This is a genomic window from Neobacillus sp. MER 74, assembly GCF_023714155.1.
On the sequence record NZ_JAMAUV010000004.1, the window covers coordinates 58,554 to 75,853 of the forward strand.

Consider the following 17,300-nt stretch of genomic DNA (forward strand, 5'->3'; position numbering starts at 1 on the left):
GAAACGGTCCAAGTGCTCGAAGAAGTAATGAAAAATGAAGGTTAAGCTAATTAATCATTTTGATAGAACAGAAGTAAATTTTATAATTTCTTTAATGTTCGCTGTAATGTTCATAATAAAATATTTAATTTCTAGGATACTGTTCATTTAGTATCCTTTTTTGTGTTCAACGATTCCTATGTTGTCTACGAATTCGGGGGCAGTTCATTAAGGAAATGGTATAGTGAACATTTAATAAAACTACTTCGTTGGAAGGGTCAAACAAAATTTTATAATATTTTCCAAAAAGGGTAAACTACCGAAAACCGTTGTTTGAACGGAACTTTACCGCTGAATTAAAAGAGAGGAGGATTGGATTGATCCAAAAGGTGATTCATTCTACACATATTTATATTCTGCTCATCATGTCCACCGGATTTATAGTCCATGTCTTGCTGCTTCCTATGATATTAACCGCATCCAATCGGGACTCATGGCTCTCTGTAATCGGCAGCGTTGCTCCTTTAATCCTTTGGACGGTCATGATTTATTTTCTCAATAAAAAGTTTGAGCAAAAAAATATGTTCTCTTTGTTATTTTCATTACCTTCCTTCATTTCCTATTCGATTCGTATTTTGTTTGGTCTTTATTTTTTTCTTACTGCATTTATCACGTTCAAGTATACAGGATTTTGGGCTAAATTAAATTACACGGCTGACATACCTGATTTCTTGGCTGTCGTTACCTTTGCCTCTCTTTGCTATTATGCGTCACTGAAAGGAATTAGAACCATCGGCTCGTTAGCGATTTTCTTTTTGCCTTTTGTTGTGATGTTAGGGTTTTTAGTGGGAATTGGAAATATAAAATATAAGGATTACAGCATGCTGTTCCCTGTTTTTGAGCGTGGATATAAAGATTTCTTTTTAGGAATCATGTATGCATGCTCCAGTTCATTTGAAATCATTTACTTTCTGTTTATCACACCCTTTATAAAAGACCGGATCAAAATCAAGCCGCTGATGATTGTTAGCATCGTCATCTTCTTCCTAGCATTAGGGCCTTTGATGGGAGGAATCGCTTTATTTGGTGCGGAGGAGGCAGAAAAGATGAAGGTTCCTGCCTATGAACAATGGAAAATGCTAACAATTGGCATCAATATCGAACGCGTGGATTTTTTGTCAATCTTTCAATGGCGCTCTGGAGCATTCATACGGATCAGTTTAAGTATGTTTATCGTAAATCAATTATTGAATCGCGACCAAAAAAAGAGCTGGATTCTTCCCTTGCTTTATACGCTGCTCATCACCAGTGTGTTAATTCCATGGGATTTCAGTTCCTTCTTTTCAATCTTATATTCCGTTTATTTTCCTGCAAGCCTGGTCTTTCTACTTTTTATATTTGGGCTGATGTTCGTTCTTAGTCGAATCAAGGGGGATTCTCCGTGAAAAGAAATAACCTTACGATACTCAAATGGAAAGAGTGGTTTAAAGATTCTTCCGATATTGTCGTGCAAACCAAATCCTATCAAAGCAGTACCCATTCTCTCGCCTTTTTGTATTGCCCAAATTTAGTGGATACAAAGGTAATAAACGAAACCATTCTCCCTAACATCAAGGAAGCGATGGAAAAAGAGCGAACACTTAGAATTGAACGCTTAGACTTTCTCTTGGGGGTCACTAAGCTTTCTGATGATGCTAATGTCAAGTATGAAATAGAACAAAGGCTTTTTTCTGGAGAATTAGTCATTTTGAATAAGGAAACAAACGATGTATTTTTTATTCCTGTCTCTAATGCACCAAAGAGAAGCCCGGAAGAAACCAATTTGGAAGCTTCTGTTCGAGGGCCAAGAGACGGATTTGTCGAAAGTATCTCCGATAATATGGCCCTGATCCGTCAACGATTAAAAACATCTACCTTAAAAAGCGTGGATTATACGATTGGTGAAAGAAGCAAAACGAAAATTTCCCTGCTTTATATAGAGGATATCATTAATCCCTCTATTTTGGATGACGTTGAAAGTCGATTAAAATCTTTTACGATCGATATTTTAAGCAGCAGCAATCAATTAGAAGAAATGCTCTACGACCACCCCTTTTCCATTTTTCCGTTACTTGATTACGTTGGCAGACCCGATTATATTGTGGAAGCTTTGAATCAAGGGAGATTTGCTATTTTGGTGGATGGAAGTCCTAGTTGTTTGATTGGCCCGACAGCTCTTATGCAATTATCGTATTCGCCTGAAGATGTGCACACCAGTTTTTTTTACACTAGTTTCGTTCGTTTACTTAGGTTATCCGCTATAATCACCACCGTTTTATTGCCGGGCTTTTACATTGCCTTAATCACGCACCAAACCGAGCAGATTCCTTATAACCTCCTTGCCACCATCGCGGTGTCAAGAACAGGGCTGCCTTTATCAGGATCTATGGAGGCGTTAATCATGCTAACCTTATTTGAACTGTTTAAGGAAGCAGGGCTCAGGCTTCCGAAAGCGGTAGGACAAACCGTCGCCGTTTTAGGCGGGTTAATAATCGGAGATGCGGCAATCAGGGCCGGATTAACGTCTCCTTCCATGCTGGTCGTGATTTCCATTACCGTCATTTCGGGGTATACATTGGTTAACCAAAACTTGTCGGGGAATGTGCTTATTCTTCGCTATTTCGTTCTTATCCTCTCATCCATGTTTGGGATGTATGGATTTTTTCTTTCCTTTTTCATCATCATAACCCTTGCTATTTCACTTGAAAGTTTCGGGCAGCCCTATGTAGCCATATATGCATTTCCAAATTTGAATAACATCTTACAAATGATCATTAAATTTCCCCCTAAGCTGTTAAAAAAACGCAATACAATATTTCAACCAAAGGACACTACCAGACAAAAGGAGTAGTTTTCCATGAGGAACCTGATTTCTTTCATCATCCTAACATGCCTTATGTTTCTTTTAACAGGTTGTTTTGGGGCAAAACAAATCGAAGGCGAGACGTATGTTACCGCTTTGGGAATGGACTATAAAGAGGGAGAATTTAAACTCTATATTCAGGGTCTAAATTTTGGGAATATCGCTAAAGGAGAAGGAAGTTCTTTAGAAGAACAGCCCATTTTAATCGGGGAGGCGAAAGGAGAAAGTCTCGCGGCAGCTCTTGGCGTATTGGAACAACTGTCCGCATTGCCATTAAATTATGGACATGTTACAACCATCATACTTAGCGACAGTATTTTGAAAGAAAAAATGGAGGCTGTGATGGATCTTATTAGTCGGTCTCCATTAATGAGGTACAACATCGTCCTTTATGGCACAGGAGAGAACCTAAAATCATTAATGGAAACGCAAAGCTTTTTTAATTATCCACAATTGTTTACGGTCATCCATAGACCCGAAGAGACCATCCATTATAATTTTTCACTCCCGATCATTAAATATCATCAATTTACTACCCGATATTCCCGATCGGTTGGAACGACTTTAATCCCGTCGTTAAAAATTGACAACACCCATTTTACGGAAGGAAAGAAAAAATCAATCGCCCTGATCAATGGAGAATATGTATTTTCCAAGCAGCACTTTAAAGGTTGGTTGAGCAAAAAGGAGTTTAGTGGACTACGTTGGTTCACAGGACAAAACCAAGATATCTTTATCCGGCCTGGGAACGAAAATCTATCAGTACGAGTGAGAAACCTTAAAACAAAAATCTTAGTTTCAAAAGAAAAGGACCCTACATATAAGATTGTGGTCAAAGGGAAGGGAATTATGACTCAAAATAGCAAAAATAAAACACTAAAAGAAGTGGAAAAGGAGATCAATAAAATAATAAAAAACGAAATTTTATCGACTGTAAAAAAAGGTGACCAGCTGAATACAGATGTCTTGAACATTAGTGAGAAATCGTATAAATATTATTTGAACCATTGGAGTATCGCCACAATAAGGAAATTTAACGTTCATTCGGTAAAACAGATACAGGTCAAGATCAAATTGGAACCGGGGAATTACAAATATGGAAATGCAAAAAAAGACGCGGCATAATGCTGTGTCTTTCTTTTGTGATGATAATATATCACTTTTGAAAAGAAAGGGTAGGCAATCATCAAAGTTTTTTAAAATATTTTCACTATTACAATATTTGAAATATTTACAACGTTTGTTATATGTGATACCTTATAAATATAAAGTGTAACAAAAATCACACTGATAACAAAAATAACGTTACATGTTTTTCCTGCAATGAGATTTTTTGTAAGCGTTTAAAAGGATTGAGTCAAACAAAGGGGATGAAGTAATGATTATTCATGACGTTGAAACGTATTCACAAGAGGAAATGAAAGCGCTACAGTTGAAGCGGTTAAAGGAAACGGTAAAAAGAGTGACGGCTAAAGTACCTTTTTATCAAGAAAAGTTTAATGAACTTAATATAACAGCAGAGGACATCCAAACTGTAGAAGACGTTAGGAAACTGCCATTTACAAAAAAAGAAGCTTTACGTGACAATTACCCTTTCAACTTATTTGCGGCTGACATGAAAGACATCATTCGCATTCATGCTTCTTCTGGTACAAGCGGAAAGCCAACTGTAGTGGGCTATACAAAGAACGATATTGATAATTGGGCAGATATGGTTGCCCGCGCCATTGCAATAGCGGGTGGGGAACCAGATGGAGTATTTCAAAATGCGTACGGATATGGATTATTTACAGGTGGATTAGGAATTCATTATGGAGCAGAAAGACTTGGCATGGCGACAGTTCCGATATCCGGGGGGAATACAGACCGCCAAATTACTGTCATTGAAGACTTTAAGCCAACAGTAATTGCTGGAACGCCTTCCTATATTCTGAAAGTTGCAGAAGAAATGGAATATATGGGGAAAGATCCAAAAAACAGCTCTTTAAAATTTGGTATTTTTGGGGCAGAGCCATGGTCGGAAGAAATGCGTAAAGTTTTAGAAGACAAGTTTGGGATTAAAGCCTGTGATATTTATGGATTGAGTGAAGTAATGGGACCGGGAGTAGCGATGGAATGTCATGAATCGCAAGATGGATTACATATTGCCGAGGATCATTTTATCGTGGAAGTCATCAATCCGGATACTCTTGAACCTGTAGCAGATGGTGAAGAAGGCGAATTGGTTTTCACTAGCTTAACGAAAGAGGCATTTCCAGTTATACGTTATCGTACAGGAGATATCGCTTCTATTACGAGGGAAAAATGCAAATGCGGCAGAACAACCACAAGAATGTCACGTGTGAAGGGCCGTATCGATGATATGCTCATTATCCGTGGAGTAAATGTCTTTCCGTCTGAGATTGAACATTTTTTAATCCAAATTGAGGATCTCGCTCCGCATTACCAGGTCCGTTTGCGCCGGGAAGGAACGTTGGATGTAGTGGAATTACATGTGGAAGTTACTGAAGAGGTTTACCAACAAGTAAATAACGACATTCAGCATGAACGTATTAAACTTGTTATGAAAAAAGTACAGCATTCGATGAAGAATAACTGTTTGGTGAGCATGAAGGTAAAAGTGCTGGCTCCAAGAAGTATTCCTAGATCTGAAGGCAAAGCAGTCCGCATTGTGGATGAGCGGAAAGTTGCTGTTACTGTATAAAATAATAAATTTTTAAAAAATAGTTTGATTTTTAATATAACAATAATTTATAATATCGTTATAGAAGTGTTATACGAAAGGGAGGGAATAGACGATGTCTAATCTCACAGAAACATTAACTGAGGCGGAAAAGTTAGAACAATTTATGATGCGCATCGAAGCGGGGGAGAAGATCGAAGTAGACGATTGGATGCCTGATGAATATAGGACAGCACTTATTAAATTAATTTCGATGCATGGAATGAGCGAAATTATGGGAGCGCTGCCGGAAAAAGAATGGGTACCGAAAGCACCTTCTCTTCGTCGGAAACTCGGTATCATGGCAAAAGTTCAGGATGAAATGGGACATGGCCAGTTATTGCTGCGTGTAGCAGAAGACCTGTTAAAGCCTTACGGAAAATCAAGAGGCGACTTAATGGAAGACTTATTTCAAGGGAAGCTTAAGTTTCACAATGTGTTTCATATGCCAGCACCAACTTGGGGTGATGCAGGATTAATCGGCTGGCTTGTAGACGGAGCGGCAATCATCACTCAAACGGATATGCTTGGTGCTTCCTACGGCCCATATGCAAGAGCACTCCATCGCATTTGTGCAGAAGAAGTGTTCCATGCTCAGCATGGTGAATCCATCATCATTGCTCTGGCGGAAGGAACAGAAGAGCAAAAAGCCATGATTCAAGAGGCACTAAACCGTTGGTGGGAGGCTTTGCTTATATTCTTTGGACCTGCCAGCAGCACTACGATGGGCAGCTCGAAACAAGATGTAACCATTAAATACAAGATTCGTACAAAAAACAATGAAGAACTACGTCAAGCCTTTTTTACGAAATATATACCGCGAATTTTATCATTAGGTTTAACGATTCCGGACCCGACACTCCATTATGATGAGGAAAAGCAACAGTGGGTGTATGAACAGCCTAATTGGGATGAGTTAAAGAAAATCAGCAAAAACCAAGGTCCGCGATCTCAAGCTCGTCTGAACCTTCGCCGGAAATCTTACGAGAGTAACGCTTGGGTACGAGAAGCATTAAGTGCAGCGATTCGCTGAGAAGCAGAAGGGGGTAGATGGAAAAATGGAAAATAACAAGAAAACATTTTATCAAGAGTATGAAGTGTTTAGTAAACGTACACCTAGCTCTGCGTTCCAGCATCAGTTCAGCTTGCTCGCTCCAAACGCAGAAATGGCTTTGATTATGGCTCAAGAAAATTTTATGCGCCGTGAACCGGTTGCTGACATTTGGGTGGTTAACAGATCAGACATTCGAGCGTTAGCTCCAGAAGAAAAGCAAATATTAAAACGTTTAGATAATAAAGACTACCGTACAACTAAAGGATACGGATATTTAAAGAAAAAATGGCGTCATTACGAACAGAAGATGTTTGATGAAAAAGAGATTTTGTCGTGGGCAGGGGGAAAAGACAAATGAGTGAAGCAGCAAAAACATTAAGCCCAGAATATAAAGAGGCATTGGTTGAATTATTATTTCAGCTGGCAGATGATGATTTCTTTTTTGCTTACCGTGGTTCTGAATGGCTTGGATTAGCTCCGCATATTGAAGAGGATGTGGCATCTTCCTCCATCAGCCAGGACAGCATGGGACATGCGGCAATGTTCTATACCTTGTTGGAAGAATTAGGATTAGGGAAAGCAGACGATCTAGCGCATGCTCGTCCTGCGCATGAAAGAAAGAATAGTATTTTAGTAGAACGCTTAAACGGCCCGGGTCATTATATGGAAGATGCACAATATGATTGGGCTTACGCGGTAGTAAGAAATTGTTTCTACACACTAGCAAAGAAAGTGAAAATAGACTCGCTGAAACAAAGCGCATACGGTCCGCTGGCAGAAGTAGCGGTGAAAGTAAATATGGAACTTTACTATCACTTGCTTCATTGGAAAACTTGGTTTGTTCAGCTTTTAAGTACAACAGAAGATGCGAAAGAGCGAATGATCCAAGCAATGGACAAAGTAATGAGTGACTTTGATGATGTATTTTCATTAGGAAGTCATGCTGAACAAATGAAACAGTTTGGCTTGATTGAAGAAGAAAGCGTTTTAAAAGAAAAATGGACTGTTGCTCTTGCTAATATATTTGAATCGCTAGATTTAGAAATTCCTAGAAAAGTAAATCCTCAAAGCCAAAATGGACGCAACGGAGAACACACAAAAGAATTAGATGACGCGTTATCAACACTCGGTGAAGTATACAAACTCGATCCTGTTGCGCCTTGGTAATCAATCAGAAAAGAGGTGTAAATAATGATAGCACCCTTGCAGATAACACAGGAAGACGTGTTAAGCATATTGGAAAATGTAAAAGATCCTGAGATTGATACAGTAAGTATAATTGATTTAGGAATGGTGGAAGAAGTTTCTATCCAAAACAGTGCTATATCGATTAAAATATTGCCGACCTTTTTAGGCTGTCCGGCTTTAGAGTTTATTAAAAACAATATTGTTTCTGCGGTGAAAGGGCTTCCGGCTGTTGAAGAAGTTTCGGTGGAGTTTGTTCAATCCCCGCCATGGACATCAGACCGTATCACGGAAAAAGGACAACAGGGGCTAAAGGCGTTCGGAATAGCCCCTCCTCCAAAACGGATGGAGGAAGACGGCTCCTGGCACGTAGACTGTCCGTACTGTGGATCTACTTATGTAACATTGGAAAATATCTTTGGCCCAACAGCATGTAGAAGCATTTTGTATTGCAAAAGCTGCAAAAACCCATTTGAGGCAATGAAGCCGATTTCAAATTTAATGTAAAGCGAGGATACAACCATGGTGAAAATGATTGCATTATATAAACATCCTGAAAACAAAGAAGCATTTGACGAGCATTACTTTAATGTTCACGGTCCTATTACAGAGAAGATTCCCGGCCTTCGTAAAATGGATGTAACCAAAATCACCGGCTCTCCTATGGGGGGAGAAGGAGAGTATTACTTAATGTGTGAAATGTACTACGACGATTATGAAGCCCTTAAGCAAGGTATGCGTTCTGTAGAGGGCAAGGCTTCTGGGAAAGATTTAATGGGCTTTGCTGGAGAACTTGTAACGTTAATGATAGGTGAAGAAGTGAAATGATTAGTTTTCAATTTATCGAAACTTCCATTATAGACGGGGTAGGATTAATTGAACTAAACCGCCCTAAGCAATACAATGCATTAAACCGCAGAATGGTAAGAGAAATTGTCGAAGCGATGGAATCATTTGATCAGCAGGATGAAGTGGTCACGATCTTAATTACCGGAAAAGGACGTGCTTTTTCAGCCGGTGCTGATATTGATGAAATGGCAAATGATGATTCCATTCGTTTAGAGCTGTTAAATCAGTTTGCTGATTGGGATCGTTTAGGTCTTATCAAAAAACCGATAATTGGCGCGGTGAAAGGATTTGTGTTGGGTGGGGGTTTTGAGCTAGCGCTTTGCTGCGACCTGTTAATTGCAGCAAGCGGTACTGAATTTTCATTTCCAGAAGTCAATATTGGTGTAATGCCAGGAGCCGGAGGCACCCAACGTTTAACGAAGCTGGTTGGAAGAACAAAAGCACTGGAATGGCTTTTGACCGGGGATAGAATTTCGGTAGAACAAGCGCAGGAGCACGGAATCGTTAATCGGATTGTGGCTGAAGAACTATTGATGGAAGAAGCAATGAAGTTTGCCAATAAGCTAGCAAAACAACCTCCTTTATCATTGCGACTTATTAAAGATTCGGTAAATAAAGCGGTGGACCATTCCTTATACGAAGGGATGCAGTATGAACGAAAGAATTTTTACTTATTGTTCTCTTCACAAGATCAAAAAGAAGGAATGCAGGCTTTCATAGAAAGAAGAAAACCGCACTTCAATGGAAGATAAGGAGGCGGAAGAGATATGTTTGAAACGATTCGCTACAATGTGCAAGATGGCGTAGCTTGGCTGCGATTGAATAGACCGGATAGGCTGAATGCTTTTATCGCTCAAATGAATCGCGAAATAAAAGAGGCGGTAAGAGAAGCATCCTTAGATGAAACCGTGCGATGTATTGTCATAACTGGTGAAGGGCGTGCGTTTTGCTCCGGACAAGACTTAGTGGAAGTTAATGAGGAAATGGATCATGGCCAAGTTCTCAGAGATCATTACGGCCCAATGGTGAAACAAATTGTGAAATGTGAAAAGCCTATTATTGCTGCCGTAAACGGTGTAGCAGCAGGGGCCGGATTTAGTTTAGCACTTGCTTGCGATTTTAGAATAGCTTCAGAAAAAGCAAGCTTCCTTAATGCCTTCATCCATGTCGGATTAATTCCAGATTCAGGTAATATTTACTTCCTTTCTAAATTAATCGGAAGCGCGAAAGCGGCAGAGCTGTCTATCTTGGGAGAAAAGGTTAGTGCTGAGAAGGCTTTTGACCTCGGGCTAGTGACAAAAGTGATTCCGATGGATACTTGGGAACAAGAAGTCGAGGAGTTTGCTGTGAAACTTGCACAAATGCCAACGAAAGCAATCGGCTTAATCAAACGTTATTTAACCTTGGCTAACAACCTTTCTTTTGACTCTTTTTTAGAGAAAGAAGCAGAAGGGCAACGTATTGCAGGATTAACACAAGATTCTCGTGAAGGTGTTAACGCATTTTTAGAAAAACGCAAACCTGTTTTCACAGGAAAATAAAAGGAGTGGGATAATATGACAACAGTTCAAGAAATCAAAACAGAAAAACCTACTATGAAACGTGAATTCTACCATTTAATCATCAATGGCGAAAAGGTAGAAAGCAGCAACGGCGCTACGTTTAAAACATATAATCCTGCTACTGGCGAAGTCATTGCGGAAGTAGCGAAAGCGACAAAAGAAGATACAGAAAAAGCCATTCAAGCCGCGCGCAATGCCTTTGATTTTGGCAAATGGAAAAAATCACCAGTTAATAAACGTTCTCGTGTATTAAATAAAATCGCTTCGATCATGCGTTCAAGATTTAATGAATTAGTAGAGTTAGAGATTTTAGATACAGGCAAATCCCTGCATGCCGCACAAGGTCAAGTGATGCAGGCAATTGAAGACTTCGAATTTTATGCAGGTGCCATCGTAGGACATGGCGGTACGGTGAACCCTCTGCCAGGACAATTCCACAACTATACTGAAAAAGAACCTGTGGGAGTTTGCGCGCAGATCATTCCTTGGAACTACCCATTAATGATGGCTGCGTGGAAGATTGCTCCTGCCATCGCTGTCGGATGTTCAGTTGTTGTAAAGCCGGCTAGTTTAACACCGCTTACAGCTATTATTCTTGGAGAAATTTGTTTTGAGGCGGGAGTACCTGAAGGAGTCGTGAATATCGTTCCTGGTTCAGGTGCAGAAGTTGGAAACTACTTAGTGGAGCATCCACAAGTGGATAAAGTAGCCTTCACTGGTTCTACACCAATCGGTAAAGATATCATGGCAAGAGCGTCACAAACGTTAAAGCGTGTTACATTAGAGCTAGGCGGTAAATCTCCTAATATTGTATTTGACGATGCTGATATCGATGCTGCGGTAGACGGTTCTTTATACGGTATTTTCTACAATACAGGTCAGTCATGTGAAGCCCGCTCACGTTTATACGTACACGAAGACATTTATGACGAATTTGTAAGTAAATTTGTTGAAAAGACAAAGAAATTGAAATTAGGAAATCCATTTGACAAAGAAACACATGTTGGTGCGATTATTGATCAAGGTCAATGGGATGTTGTAGATGGTTATGTGAAATCTGCCATTGAGGAAGGGGCAGAGATTTTGGCCGGTGGTAAAGGGGCAAAAGTCGAAGGCTTTGAAAATGGATTCTGGTACGAGCCAACTGTTATTGCCAATGTTAATCATGACATGAAAGTAGTTAAGGAAGAAATTTTTGGACCAGTTGTCGTGATCATGAAATTTAAAGATGAAAAAGAAGCCATCAAATTAGCTAATGATACGGAATTTGGGCTAGGTTCAGCTGTTTGGTCGAAAGACGGAGCACGTGCTACTCGTGTAGCAAATCAAATTCAAGCTGGTATCGTTATGGTGAACTGTCCGTTCTCAGCCATGCCTGGAACACCATTTGGCGGTTATAAACAATCCGGTTTTGGCCGTGAGCTATGCATTGAGACGCTTGATCTTTATACGGAAACAAAAAGCATTATTTCGTACTATGGCAGCCGTCCGTTAAATCCATTTGGTGTGTAAATCTATGATGAGTACGGATAAAGCTCCGAACGAGTTTTATTCGTACTCATTTGCATAATAGTGTGTTGAATAAGGAGGACAACCATGATTAATAACATTGTAGTAGTAGGTTCGGGTGTAATGGGAAGAGGAATTGCTTATGTAGGAGCAGTCGGCGGATACTCGGTTACATTAGTGGATGTGAATGAAGCGGCATTAGAAAATGCCAAAAAGGAATTGAACAGCATTTTTGAAAAAGGATTATCCCGCGGGAAAATATCTGCTGAAACGGTAGAATTGTCCAAGAGAAATCTTTACTATGCTACTAATTTACAAGAAGCGGCCAGTGAAGCGGATTTAGTGATTGAGGCGGTTCCTGAGAAAGCTGAAATCAAAAAAGCGGTATTTGAAACCATTGAAAAATATGCACCAGCTCATTGTTTCTTTGCGACAAACACTTCAACAATGAGTCCTACGGAAATTGCTTCATACGGAAACCGTACGGAAAAAACAATAGCGATGCACTTCTTTAATCCGGTTCATAAAATGCCGCTTGTAGAAATTATTCGCGGCTTGGAAACAAGTGATGAAACAGCACAAGTGATTAAAGAAGTGGCGGAAAAGATGGGAAAAGAAACAGTTGTCATTAATGAGTTCCCTGGATTTGTCACAAGCCGTATTAGCGCCTTGGTCGGTAATGAAGCTTTTTACATGCTTCAAGAAGGGCTGGGTACACCTGAGGAGATTGATAAAGCCATTAAACTGGGATTGAACTACCCAATGGGTCCTTTTGAACTTGTAGACTTGGTAGGATTAGATGCCCGATTAAATAATTTAAAGTATTTGCATGAGAAGCTTGGTGAAAAATATCGTCCGGCTCCGTTATTAGAGCAATATGTGAAGGCAGGACGTTTAGGTCGAAAATCAGGCAAGGGAGTATATGATTATACTACCAAAGAAAAAGAGGCGGTTAAAAAATGAGAGAAGTTGTAATCGTAGATGCTGTTCGAACACCAATTGGCAGATATAACGGAGCATTAAAAAGTGTACGTCCAGATGACTTAGGTGCGGTTGTCATCAAGGCGCTTGTAGAACGCAATCCAGCTCTTCCAACTGATGAAATTGAAGAAGTAATCTTTGGAAACGCAAACCAGGCAGGGGAAGATAATCGTAACGTAGCCAGAATGTCGGCTTTACTGGCAGGTCTCCCTGTTAGCGTTGCGGGTACAACAGTGAACCGTTTGTGCGGTTCTGGATTAGATGCTGTCATGTATGCAGCGAGAGCGATTGCGATTGGAGAAGGGGATATTTACATTGCCGGCGGAACGGAAAGTATGACACGTGCGCCTTTCGTTATGGCAAAGCCTGATAAAGAATTCCCTCGCGGTGGTATGGAGCTTCAGGACACGACGATTGGCTGGCGCTTCACAAACAAAAAGTTAGAAGAAATGTACGGCGTAGACACAATGCCGAAAACAGCTGAAAATGTAGCTCAGCGCTTTAATGTTTCGCGGAGTGATCAGGATCAGTTCGCTATTGAGAGTCAGCAGCGAGCGAAAAAAGCGATGGAAGAAAATCGTTTTGCAGAAGAGATTGTCCCTGTCGTATATAAAGATCGAAAAGGAAATGAAATTGTTGTCGATACGGATGAGCATCCTCGTCCAGATACAACATTAGATAAACTGGGAAAATTAAAGCCTCTGTTTGAAGGAGGCACGGTTACGGCGGGTAATGCTTCAGGTGTCAATGACGGAGCATCAGCGTTATTGATCATGAGTGCCGATAAGGCGAAGGAATTAGGATTGAAGCCTTTAGTGAAGTATGTAGTAGGAGCGACAGCAGGGTTAGAGCCGGCTATCATGGGATTAGGACCGATTTTTGCTACAAGAAAAGCGCTGCAGCGTTCTAATCTAACGGTAGAGGATCTAGGTTTAATTGAATTGAATGAGGCATTTGCTTCTCAATCTTTGGAATGCATCCGTCAATTGGAACTGGATACAACTAAAGTGAATGTAAACGGAGGGGCGATTGCGTTTGGCCATCCGCTTGGGGCAAGCGGAGCCCGTATCTTAACAACCCTTATATACGAAATGAAGAAACGTGATGAAAAATACGGCCTTGCGACGATGTGTGTTGGTGTTGGGCAAGGAATAGCGGCGATCGTAGAGAATGTAACAGAATAACGGGAGGGCCCTTATTTGACGACATGCCAAGTAAGGGTTTTTTTACAAATAGGCTGTGTTAAGGATTAATGTTGTTTTTTGCGCTCTGTTGACCTTCGTTCCAGGCACGAAGACTCCTGCGGGAGTACGGGGCAGGGGAGACCCCGCAGGCGCTAAAAGCGCCGAGGAGGCTCCCCGGCACGCCCGCGGAAAGCGAAGTGCCTGGAACGGAAATCAACAGATAAGTTTAACACAGCCTACAAATAAAAAGAGGTGTAGAAAATGTCTAATGTTTTGTATAAAATAGAAGATAGTATAGGGTATGTAACAATAAATCGTCCTGACGTATTAAATTGTTTTGATTATGAGACATTAAAGCAATTACAAGAAGTGGTAGATACTATTGAGCTAGATCCTGAAGTGAGAGTAGTTATTTTCACTGGAGCAGGTGAGAAGGCTTTTAGTGCAGGTGCTGATTTAAAAGAGCGTAAAACTTTAACCGATGTACAAGTAAGAAGAAACGTAAAAGCAATTCGGGATGTATTCAACAGCATCGCATCTCTTCCACAGCCAACGATTGCGGCGGTAAATGGGTATGCGTTTGGCGGCGGGTTTGAATTAATGTTGGCCTGTGATTTTTCATTTGCAGTAGAGGAAGCGAAACTGGGACTTACAGAGACGAGCTGGGCGATCATTCCCGGAGCTGGAGGTACGCAGCGTTTACCGAGGTTAATTGGCGAGGCAAAAGCGAAAGAGCTGATTTTTACCGCGCGAAAAATCTCTGCTTCAGATGCTTATGGATGGGGAATACTGACGAGAGTTGTAAAGCGTGATGAACTAATGAAGTCCTGTGAAGAGTTTGCAGCAGAAATGCTGAAAAATGGTCCAATTGCTTTAAAGCAGGCGAAATATGCAATTAATCAAGGGATGAATGCAGATTTGCAAACTGGATTGGCAATTGAGTCGAAAGCCTATGAAATAACAATTCCAACCGAAGATCGATTAGAGGCTTTGCAAGCTTTTAGCGAGCGGAGAACGGCTAATTTCACTGGAAAATAAAAGTTGCGATACTCAGCATTGGACAATAATAGATTCTCTAGTCTCCACTTCTTTAATAATCAAACAGATCCAGGCGGTGCAAACAGAAAGAGGGAGATAAATGAGTACTGCTAATACGCAGTCCATGATTTTTACGATTTATGGCGATTACTTACGCCATTATGGAAATAAGATTTGGATTGGAAGTTTAATACGCTTATTAAAAGAATTTGGACATAATGAACAGGCTGTTCGGGTTGCTGTTTCGCGTATGTTGAAACTAGGGTGGATTCAGTCAGAGAAAAAGGGGAATAAAAGTTATTATTTTCTAACTTCTCGAGGTGCTAACCGTATGGAAGAAGCCGCGGGAAGAATTTTCAAGCTGAATCCTCATGAATGGGATGGAAAGTGGCGAATCCTTATGTATACCATTCCGGAAGAAAAAAGACAAATTCGGGATGAACTCAGAAAAGAATTACTTTGGAGTGGCTTTGGAAGTTTTGCCAATGGCTGCTGGATATCTCCCAACGCCTTAGATAAGGAAGTTGAGCTCTTAATCGACAAATATGATATTAGGCCATACGTTGATTTCTTTTTATCAGAATATAAGGGGCCGAAGGAAAGCCAATCGCTAGTAGAGAGAAGCTGGCCTTTATCTGAGATTGAAGAAAAGTATGAACAATTTATCTCGGATTACAGCAGGAAATACATTGTGCATCAAAGTATCATGCAAAGAGGCGAGATGACCGATGCGGAATGTTTTGTTGAGAGAACGAATCTTGTTCACGAGTATCGGAAGTTTTTATTCACTGATCCCGGTTTGCCGAAGGAGCTTTTACCTGCGCGCTGGAGCGGTAACCATGCGGCGTTGTTGTTTAGTCAATATTATAAATTATTAGCTGAGCCGGCTAACCGCTTCTTTGAAGAGGTTTTCCAGGAAGATAATGATTTAAGGCGTAAAGATCAATCATACGATGCTTCTGACCATCATTTAATAAGCGATCAAATAAAAAACTCCTAGAGGGAAGCGTGCCTCTAGGAATTTTTTTGGTGCATTCTTTTTTGAAAAAAATGCATATTATGGCCCTTTATGTATGAATATGATTGTGTTTAAGTTGATTCTATTATAACATTATTTATAAGGGGAGTGGTAAAAGTGAAATATATAACGGAACAATTGCATATTAAATACCCTATCATTCAAGGGGGCATGGGAAACATCAGCAATGCGCCTCTCACGGCGGCTGTTTCAGAAGCGGGAGGCCTAGGAACAATTGGAAGCGGTACCATGTCGCCGGACGAAGTAGAACACATTATTCTAGAAACGAAGAAGAGAACAAATAAGCCATTCGCTTTAAATATTGCGATTACTGTTACACCTTATATAAAGGAACTAGTAGAGTTAGTTATAAAACATCAGATTCCAGTTGTATCATTATCTGCTGGGAATCCTGCTCCTGTTATTCCGGTTCTTCATGATCATGGAGTAAAAGTCATTGCTGTTGTCGCTTCTGTAAAGCATGCGCAAAAAGCAGAAGCGGCCGGAGCGGATATCTTAGTAGCGGAAGGATTTGAAGCAGCTGGAATTAACTCCAATCTTGAACTGACAACCTTCACACTTATTCCGCAAATTGCTCAATCTGTGGGCATTCCCGTACTTGCTGCTGGGGGAATAGGAGATGGAAAAGGCCTAGCGGCGGCGTTGATGCTAGGTGCCAGCGGTGTCCAAATCGGTACACGGCTGATTGCTACAAAAGAGGCTCCTTTTCATAACACGTATAAACAAAATTTGGTTCACGCAAGTGACACCGACACAGTCATTGTAGGGCGTTCTGTGGGGCGTGTAAGAAGAATGTTAAAAACCCCATATGCACACAAATTGCGTAATATAGAAGAGCAAGGGATGACTTTAGAACAATATAATGAGATGACGTCCGAAAAACAGCATGTAACGGGAGCGATAGCAGGAGACTTAGAAAATGGATTTATTAATAGCGGACAGGTAGCAGGATTGATTTCTGGCATCCCTAGCGTGAAAGAGCTGTTGGACGGCATGATGGAAGAAGCCAGCAGGCAAATTAATAGAGTAGCTATGGACATAATTCGTTAAAATAAAAAAATATACCTTTAAAGCGCCCAAAGGAAGTTTCCTTTGGGCTTATTGGCGTGCAAGTCTTGCCACAATAGCTCAATTCCTCCTATCTGATATTGAAATAACGGGCAGCAAGAATCTCGCAGATGAAAGGTTATTTAATATAAAACTAGAGAAAAACTAATTCTGTTCAGAAATGTCTGAATTTTATTTACAAATGTTCAATCCTATGGTATTTTAATCAAGTAAAGTATAACAGATATT

At 40.4% G+C, this 17,300-nt stretch carries 17 protein-coding genes; all 17 read left to right on the plus strand.

Annotation, left to right across the window (positions count from 1 at the left end):
* Positions 1-356 precede the first annotated feature (356 nt).
* The 17 genes from M3610_RS08865 (at position 357) to M3610_RS08945 (ending at position 17,054) form a co-directional block, all read left to right on the plus strand.
* Positions 357-1,424, plus strand: a complete 1,068-nt coding sequence (locus tag M3610_RS08865) for an endospore germination permease (protein WP_251458481.1) — start codon at positions 357-359, stop codon at positions 1,422-1,424.
* A complete protein-coding gene (locus M3610_RS08870; RefSeq protein WP_251458484.1) occupies positions 1,421-2,869 on the plus strand; it encodes a spore germination protein in 1,449 nt (482 codons plus the stop codon). The genes M3610_RS08865 and M3610_RS08870 overlap by 4 nt, the downstream gene beginning before the upstream one ends.
* 6 nt (positions 2,870-2,875) lie before the next feature.
* On the plus strand, positions 2,876-4,006 hold the full coding sequence (locus M3610_RS08875; protein WP_251458487.1) for a Ger(x)C family spore germination protein: 1,131 nt from the start codon (positions 2,876-2,878) through the stop codon (positions 4,004-4,006).
* Positions 4,007-4,259: 253 nt separating this feature from the next.
* On the plus strand, positions 4,260-5,585 hold the full coding sequence (locus tag M3610_RS08880) for a phenylacetate--CoA ligase family protein (RefSeq protein ID WP_251458490.1): 1,326 nt from the start codon (positions 4,260-4,262) through the stop codon (positions 5,583-5,585).
* Positions 5,586-5,679: 94 nt separating this feature from the next.
* Positions 5,680-6,636 (plus strand): 1,2-phenylacetyl-CoA epoxidase subunit PaaA, encoded by a 957-nt coding sequence (gene paaA, locus M3610_RS08885; RefSeq protein WP_251458493.1) that lies wholly within the window; start codon positions 5,680-5,682, stop codon positions 6,634-6,636.
* 25 nt (positions 6,637-6,661) lie between these two features.
* Positions 6,662-7,015: a 1,2-phenylacetyl-CoA epoxidase subunit PaaB gene (paaB, locus tag M3610_RS08890; RefSeq protein ID WP_098571809.1), complete on the plus strand. Its 354-nt coding sequence runs from the start codon at positions 6,662-6,664 to the stop codon at positions 7,013-7,015.
* Positions 7,012-7,824, plus strand: a complete 813-nt coding sequence (gene paaC, locus M3610_RS08895) for a 1,2-phenylacetyl-CoA epoxidase subunit PaaC (protein ID WP_251458496.1) — start codon at positions 7,012-7,014, stop codon at positions 7,822-7,824. The genes paaB and paaC overlap by 4 nt, the downstream gene beginning before the upstream one ends.
* Before the next feature lie 24 nt (positions 7,825-7,848).
* The gene (gene paaD, locus M3610_RS08900) at positions 7,849-8,349 is read left to right on the plus strand and encodes a 1,2-phenylacetyl-CoA epoxidase subunit PaaD (protein ID WP_098571811.1); all 501 of its coding nucleotides are present in this window, start codon (positions 7,849-7,851) and stop codon (positions 8,347-8,349) included.
* 15 nt (positions 8,350-8,364) lie between these two features.
* Entirely contained in the window at positions 8,365-8,670 is a 306-nt protein-coding gene (locus tag M3610_RS08905; protein ID WP_251458499.1) for an EthD family reductase, read from the plus strand.
* Positions 8,667-9,443, plus strand: a complete 777-nt coding sequence (locus M3610_RS08910; protein WP_098571813.1) for an enoyl-CoA hydratase/isomerase family protein — start codon at positions 8,667-8,669, stop codon at positions 9,441-9,443. The genes M3610_RS08905 and M3610_RS08910 overlap by 4 nt, the downstream gene beginning before the upstream one ends.
* Positions 9,444-9,458: 15 nt before the next feature.
* Positions 9,459-10,232, plus strand: coding sequence for an enoyl-CoA hydratase-related protein (locus tag M3610_RS08915; protein WP_251458502.1), 774 nt, complete (start codon positions 9,459-9,461; stop codon positions 10,230-10,232).
* A 15-nt stretch (positions 10,233-10,247) separates the two neighbouring features.
* Positions 10,248-11,765 carry an aldehyde dehydrogenase family protein gene (locus M3610_RS08920; protein WP_251458504.1) on the plus strand — a complete coding sequence of 506 codons (1,518 nt, stop codon included), beginning with the start codon at positions 10,248-10,250 and terminating at the stop codon, positions 11,763-11,765.
* A gap of 84 nt (positions 11,766-11,849) precedes the next feature.
* Positions 11,850-12,725, plus strand: coding sequence for a 3-hydroxyacyl-CoA dehydrogenase (locus M3610_RS08925; protein ID WP_098571816.1), 876 nt, complete (start codon positions 11,850-11,852; stop codon positions 12,723-12,725).
* A complete protein-coding gene (locus M3610_RS08930) occupies positions 12,722-13,927 on the plus strand; it encodes a 3-oxoadipyl-CoA thiolase (RefSeq protein WP_251458506.1) in 1,206 nt (401 codons plus the stop codon). Before M3610_RS08925 ends, M3610_RS08930 begins: the two co-directional genes overlap by 4 nt.
* A gap of 261 nt (positions 13,928-14,188) precedes the next feature.
* Positions 14,189-14,965 (plus strand): enoyl-CoA hydratase-related protein, encoded by a 777-nt coding sequence (locus tag M3610_RS08935; protein WP_251458508.1) that lies wholly within the window; start codon positions 14,189-14,191, stop codon positions 14,963-14,965.
* A gap of 100 nt (positions 14,966-15,065) precedes the next feature.
* Positions 15,066-15,965: a phenylacetic acid degradation operon negative regulatory protein PaaX gene (paaX, locus tag M3610_RS08940; protein ID WP_098571819.1), complete on the plus strand. Its 900-nt coding sequence runs from the start codon at positions 15,066-15,068 to the stop codon at positions 15,963-15,965.
* 135 nt (positions 15,966-16,100) lie between these two features.
* Positions 16,101-17,054, plus strand: coding sequence for an NAD(P)H-dependent flavin oxidoreductase (locus tag M3610_RS08945; RefSeq protein ID WP_251458510.1), 954 nt, complete (start codon positions 16,101-16,103; stop codon positions 17,052-17,054).
* Positions 17,055-17,300: the final 246 nt, after the last annotated feature.

Coding starts and splice junctions, on each gene's coding strand:
- paaX (WP_098571819.1), top strand. CDS start 15,066: ATGAGTACTGCTAATACGCAGTCCATGATTTTTACGATTTATGGCGAT.
- M3610_RS08910 (WP_098571813.1), top strand. CDS start 8,667: ATGATTAGTTTTCAATTTATCGAAACTTCCATTATAGACGGGGTAGGA.
- M3610_RS08925 (WP_098571816.1), top strand. CDS start 11,850: ATGATTAATAACATTGTAGTAGTAGGTTCGGGTGTAATGGGAAGAGGA.
- paaB (WP_098571809.1), top strand. CDS start 6,662: ATGGAAAATAACAAGAAAACATTTTATCAAGAGTATGAAGTGTTTAGT.
- M3610_RS08920 (WP_251458504.1), top strand. CDS start 10,248: ATGACAACAGTTCAAGAAATCAAAACAGAAAAACCTACTATGAAACGT.
- paaA (WP_251458493.1), top strand. CDS start 5,680: ATGTCTAATCTCACAGAAACATTAACTGAGGCGGAAAAGTTAGAACAA.
- M3610_RS08880 (WP_251458490.1), top strand. CDS start 4,260: ATGATTATTCATGACGTTGAAACGTATTCACAAGAGGAAATGAAAGCG.
- M3610_RS08905 (WP_251458499.1), top strand. CDS start 8,365: ATGGTGAAAATGATTGCATTATATAAACATCCTGAAAACAAAGAAGCA.
- M3610_RS08875 (WP_251458487.1), top strand. CDS start 2,876: ATGAGGAACCTGATTTCTTTCATCATCCTAACATGCCTTATGTTTCTT.
- paaD (WP_098571811.1), top strand. CDS start 7,849: ATGATAGCACCCTTGCAGATAACACAGGAAGACGTGTTAAGCATATTG.
- M3610_RS08915 (WP_251458502.1), top strand. CDS start 9,459: ATGTTTGAAACGATTCGCTACAATGTGCAAGATGGCGTAGCTTGGCTG.
- M3610_RS08935 (WP_251458508.1), top strand. CDS start 14,189: ATGTCTAATGTTTTGTATAAAATAGAAGATAGTATAGGGTATGTAACA.
- M3610_RS08930 (WP_251458506.1), top strand. CDS start 12,722: ATGAGAGAAGTTGTAATCGTAGATGCTGTTCGAACACCAATTGGCAGA.
- paaC (WP_251458496.1), top strand. CDS start 7,012: ATGAGTGAAGCAGCAAAAACATTAAGCCCAGAATATAAAGAGGCATTG.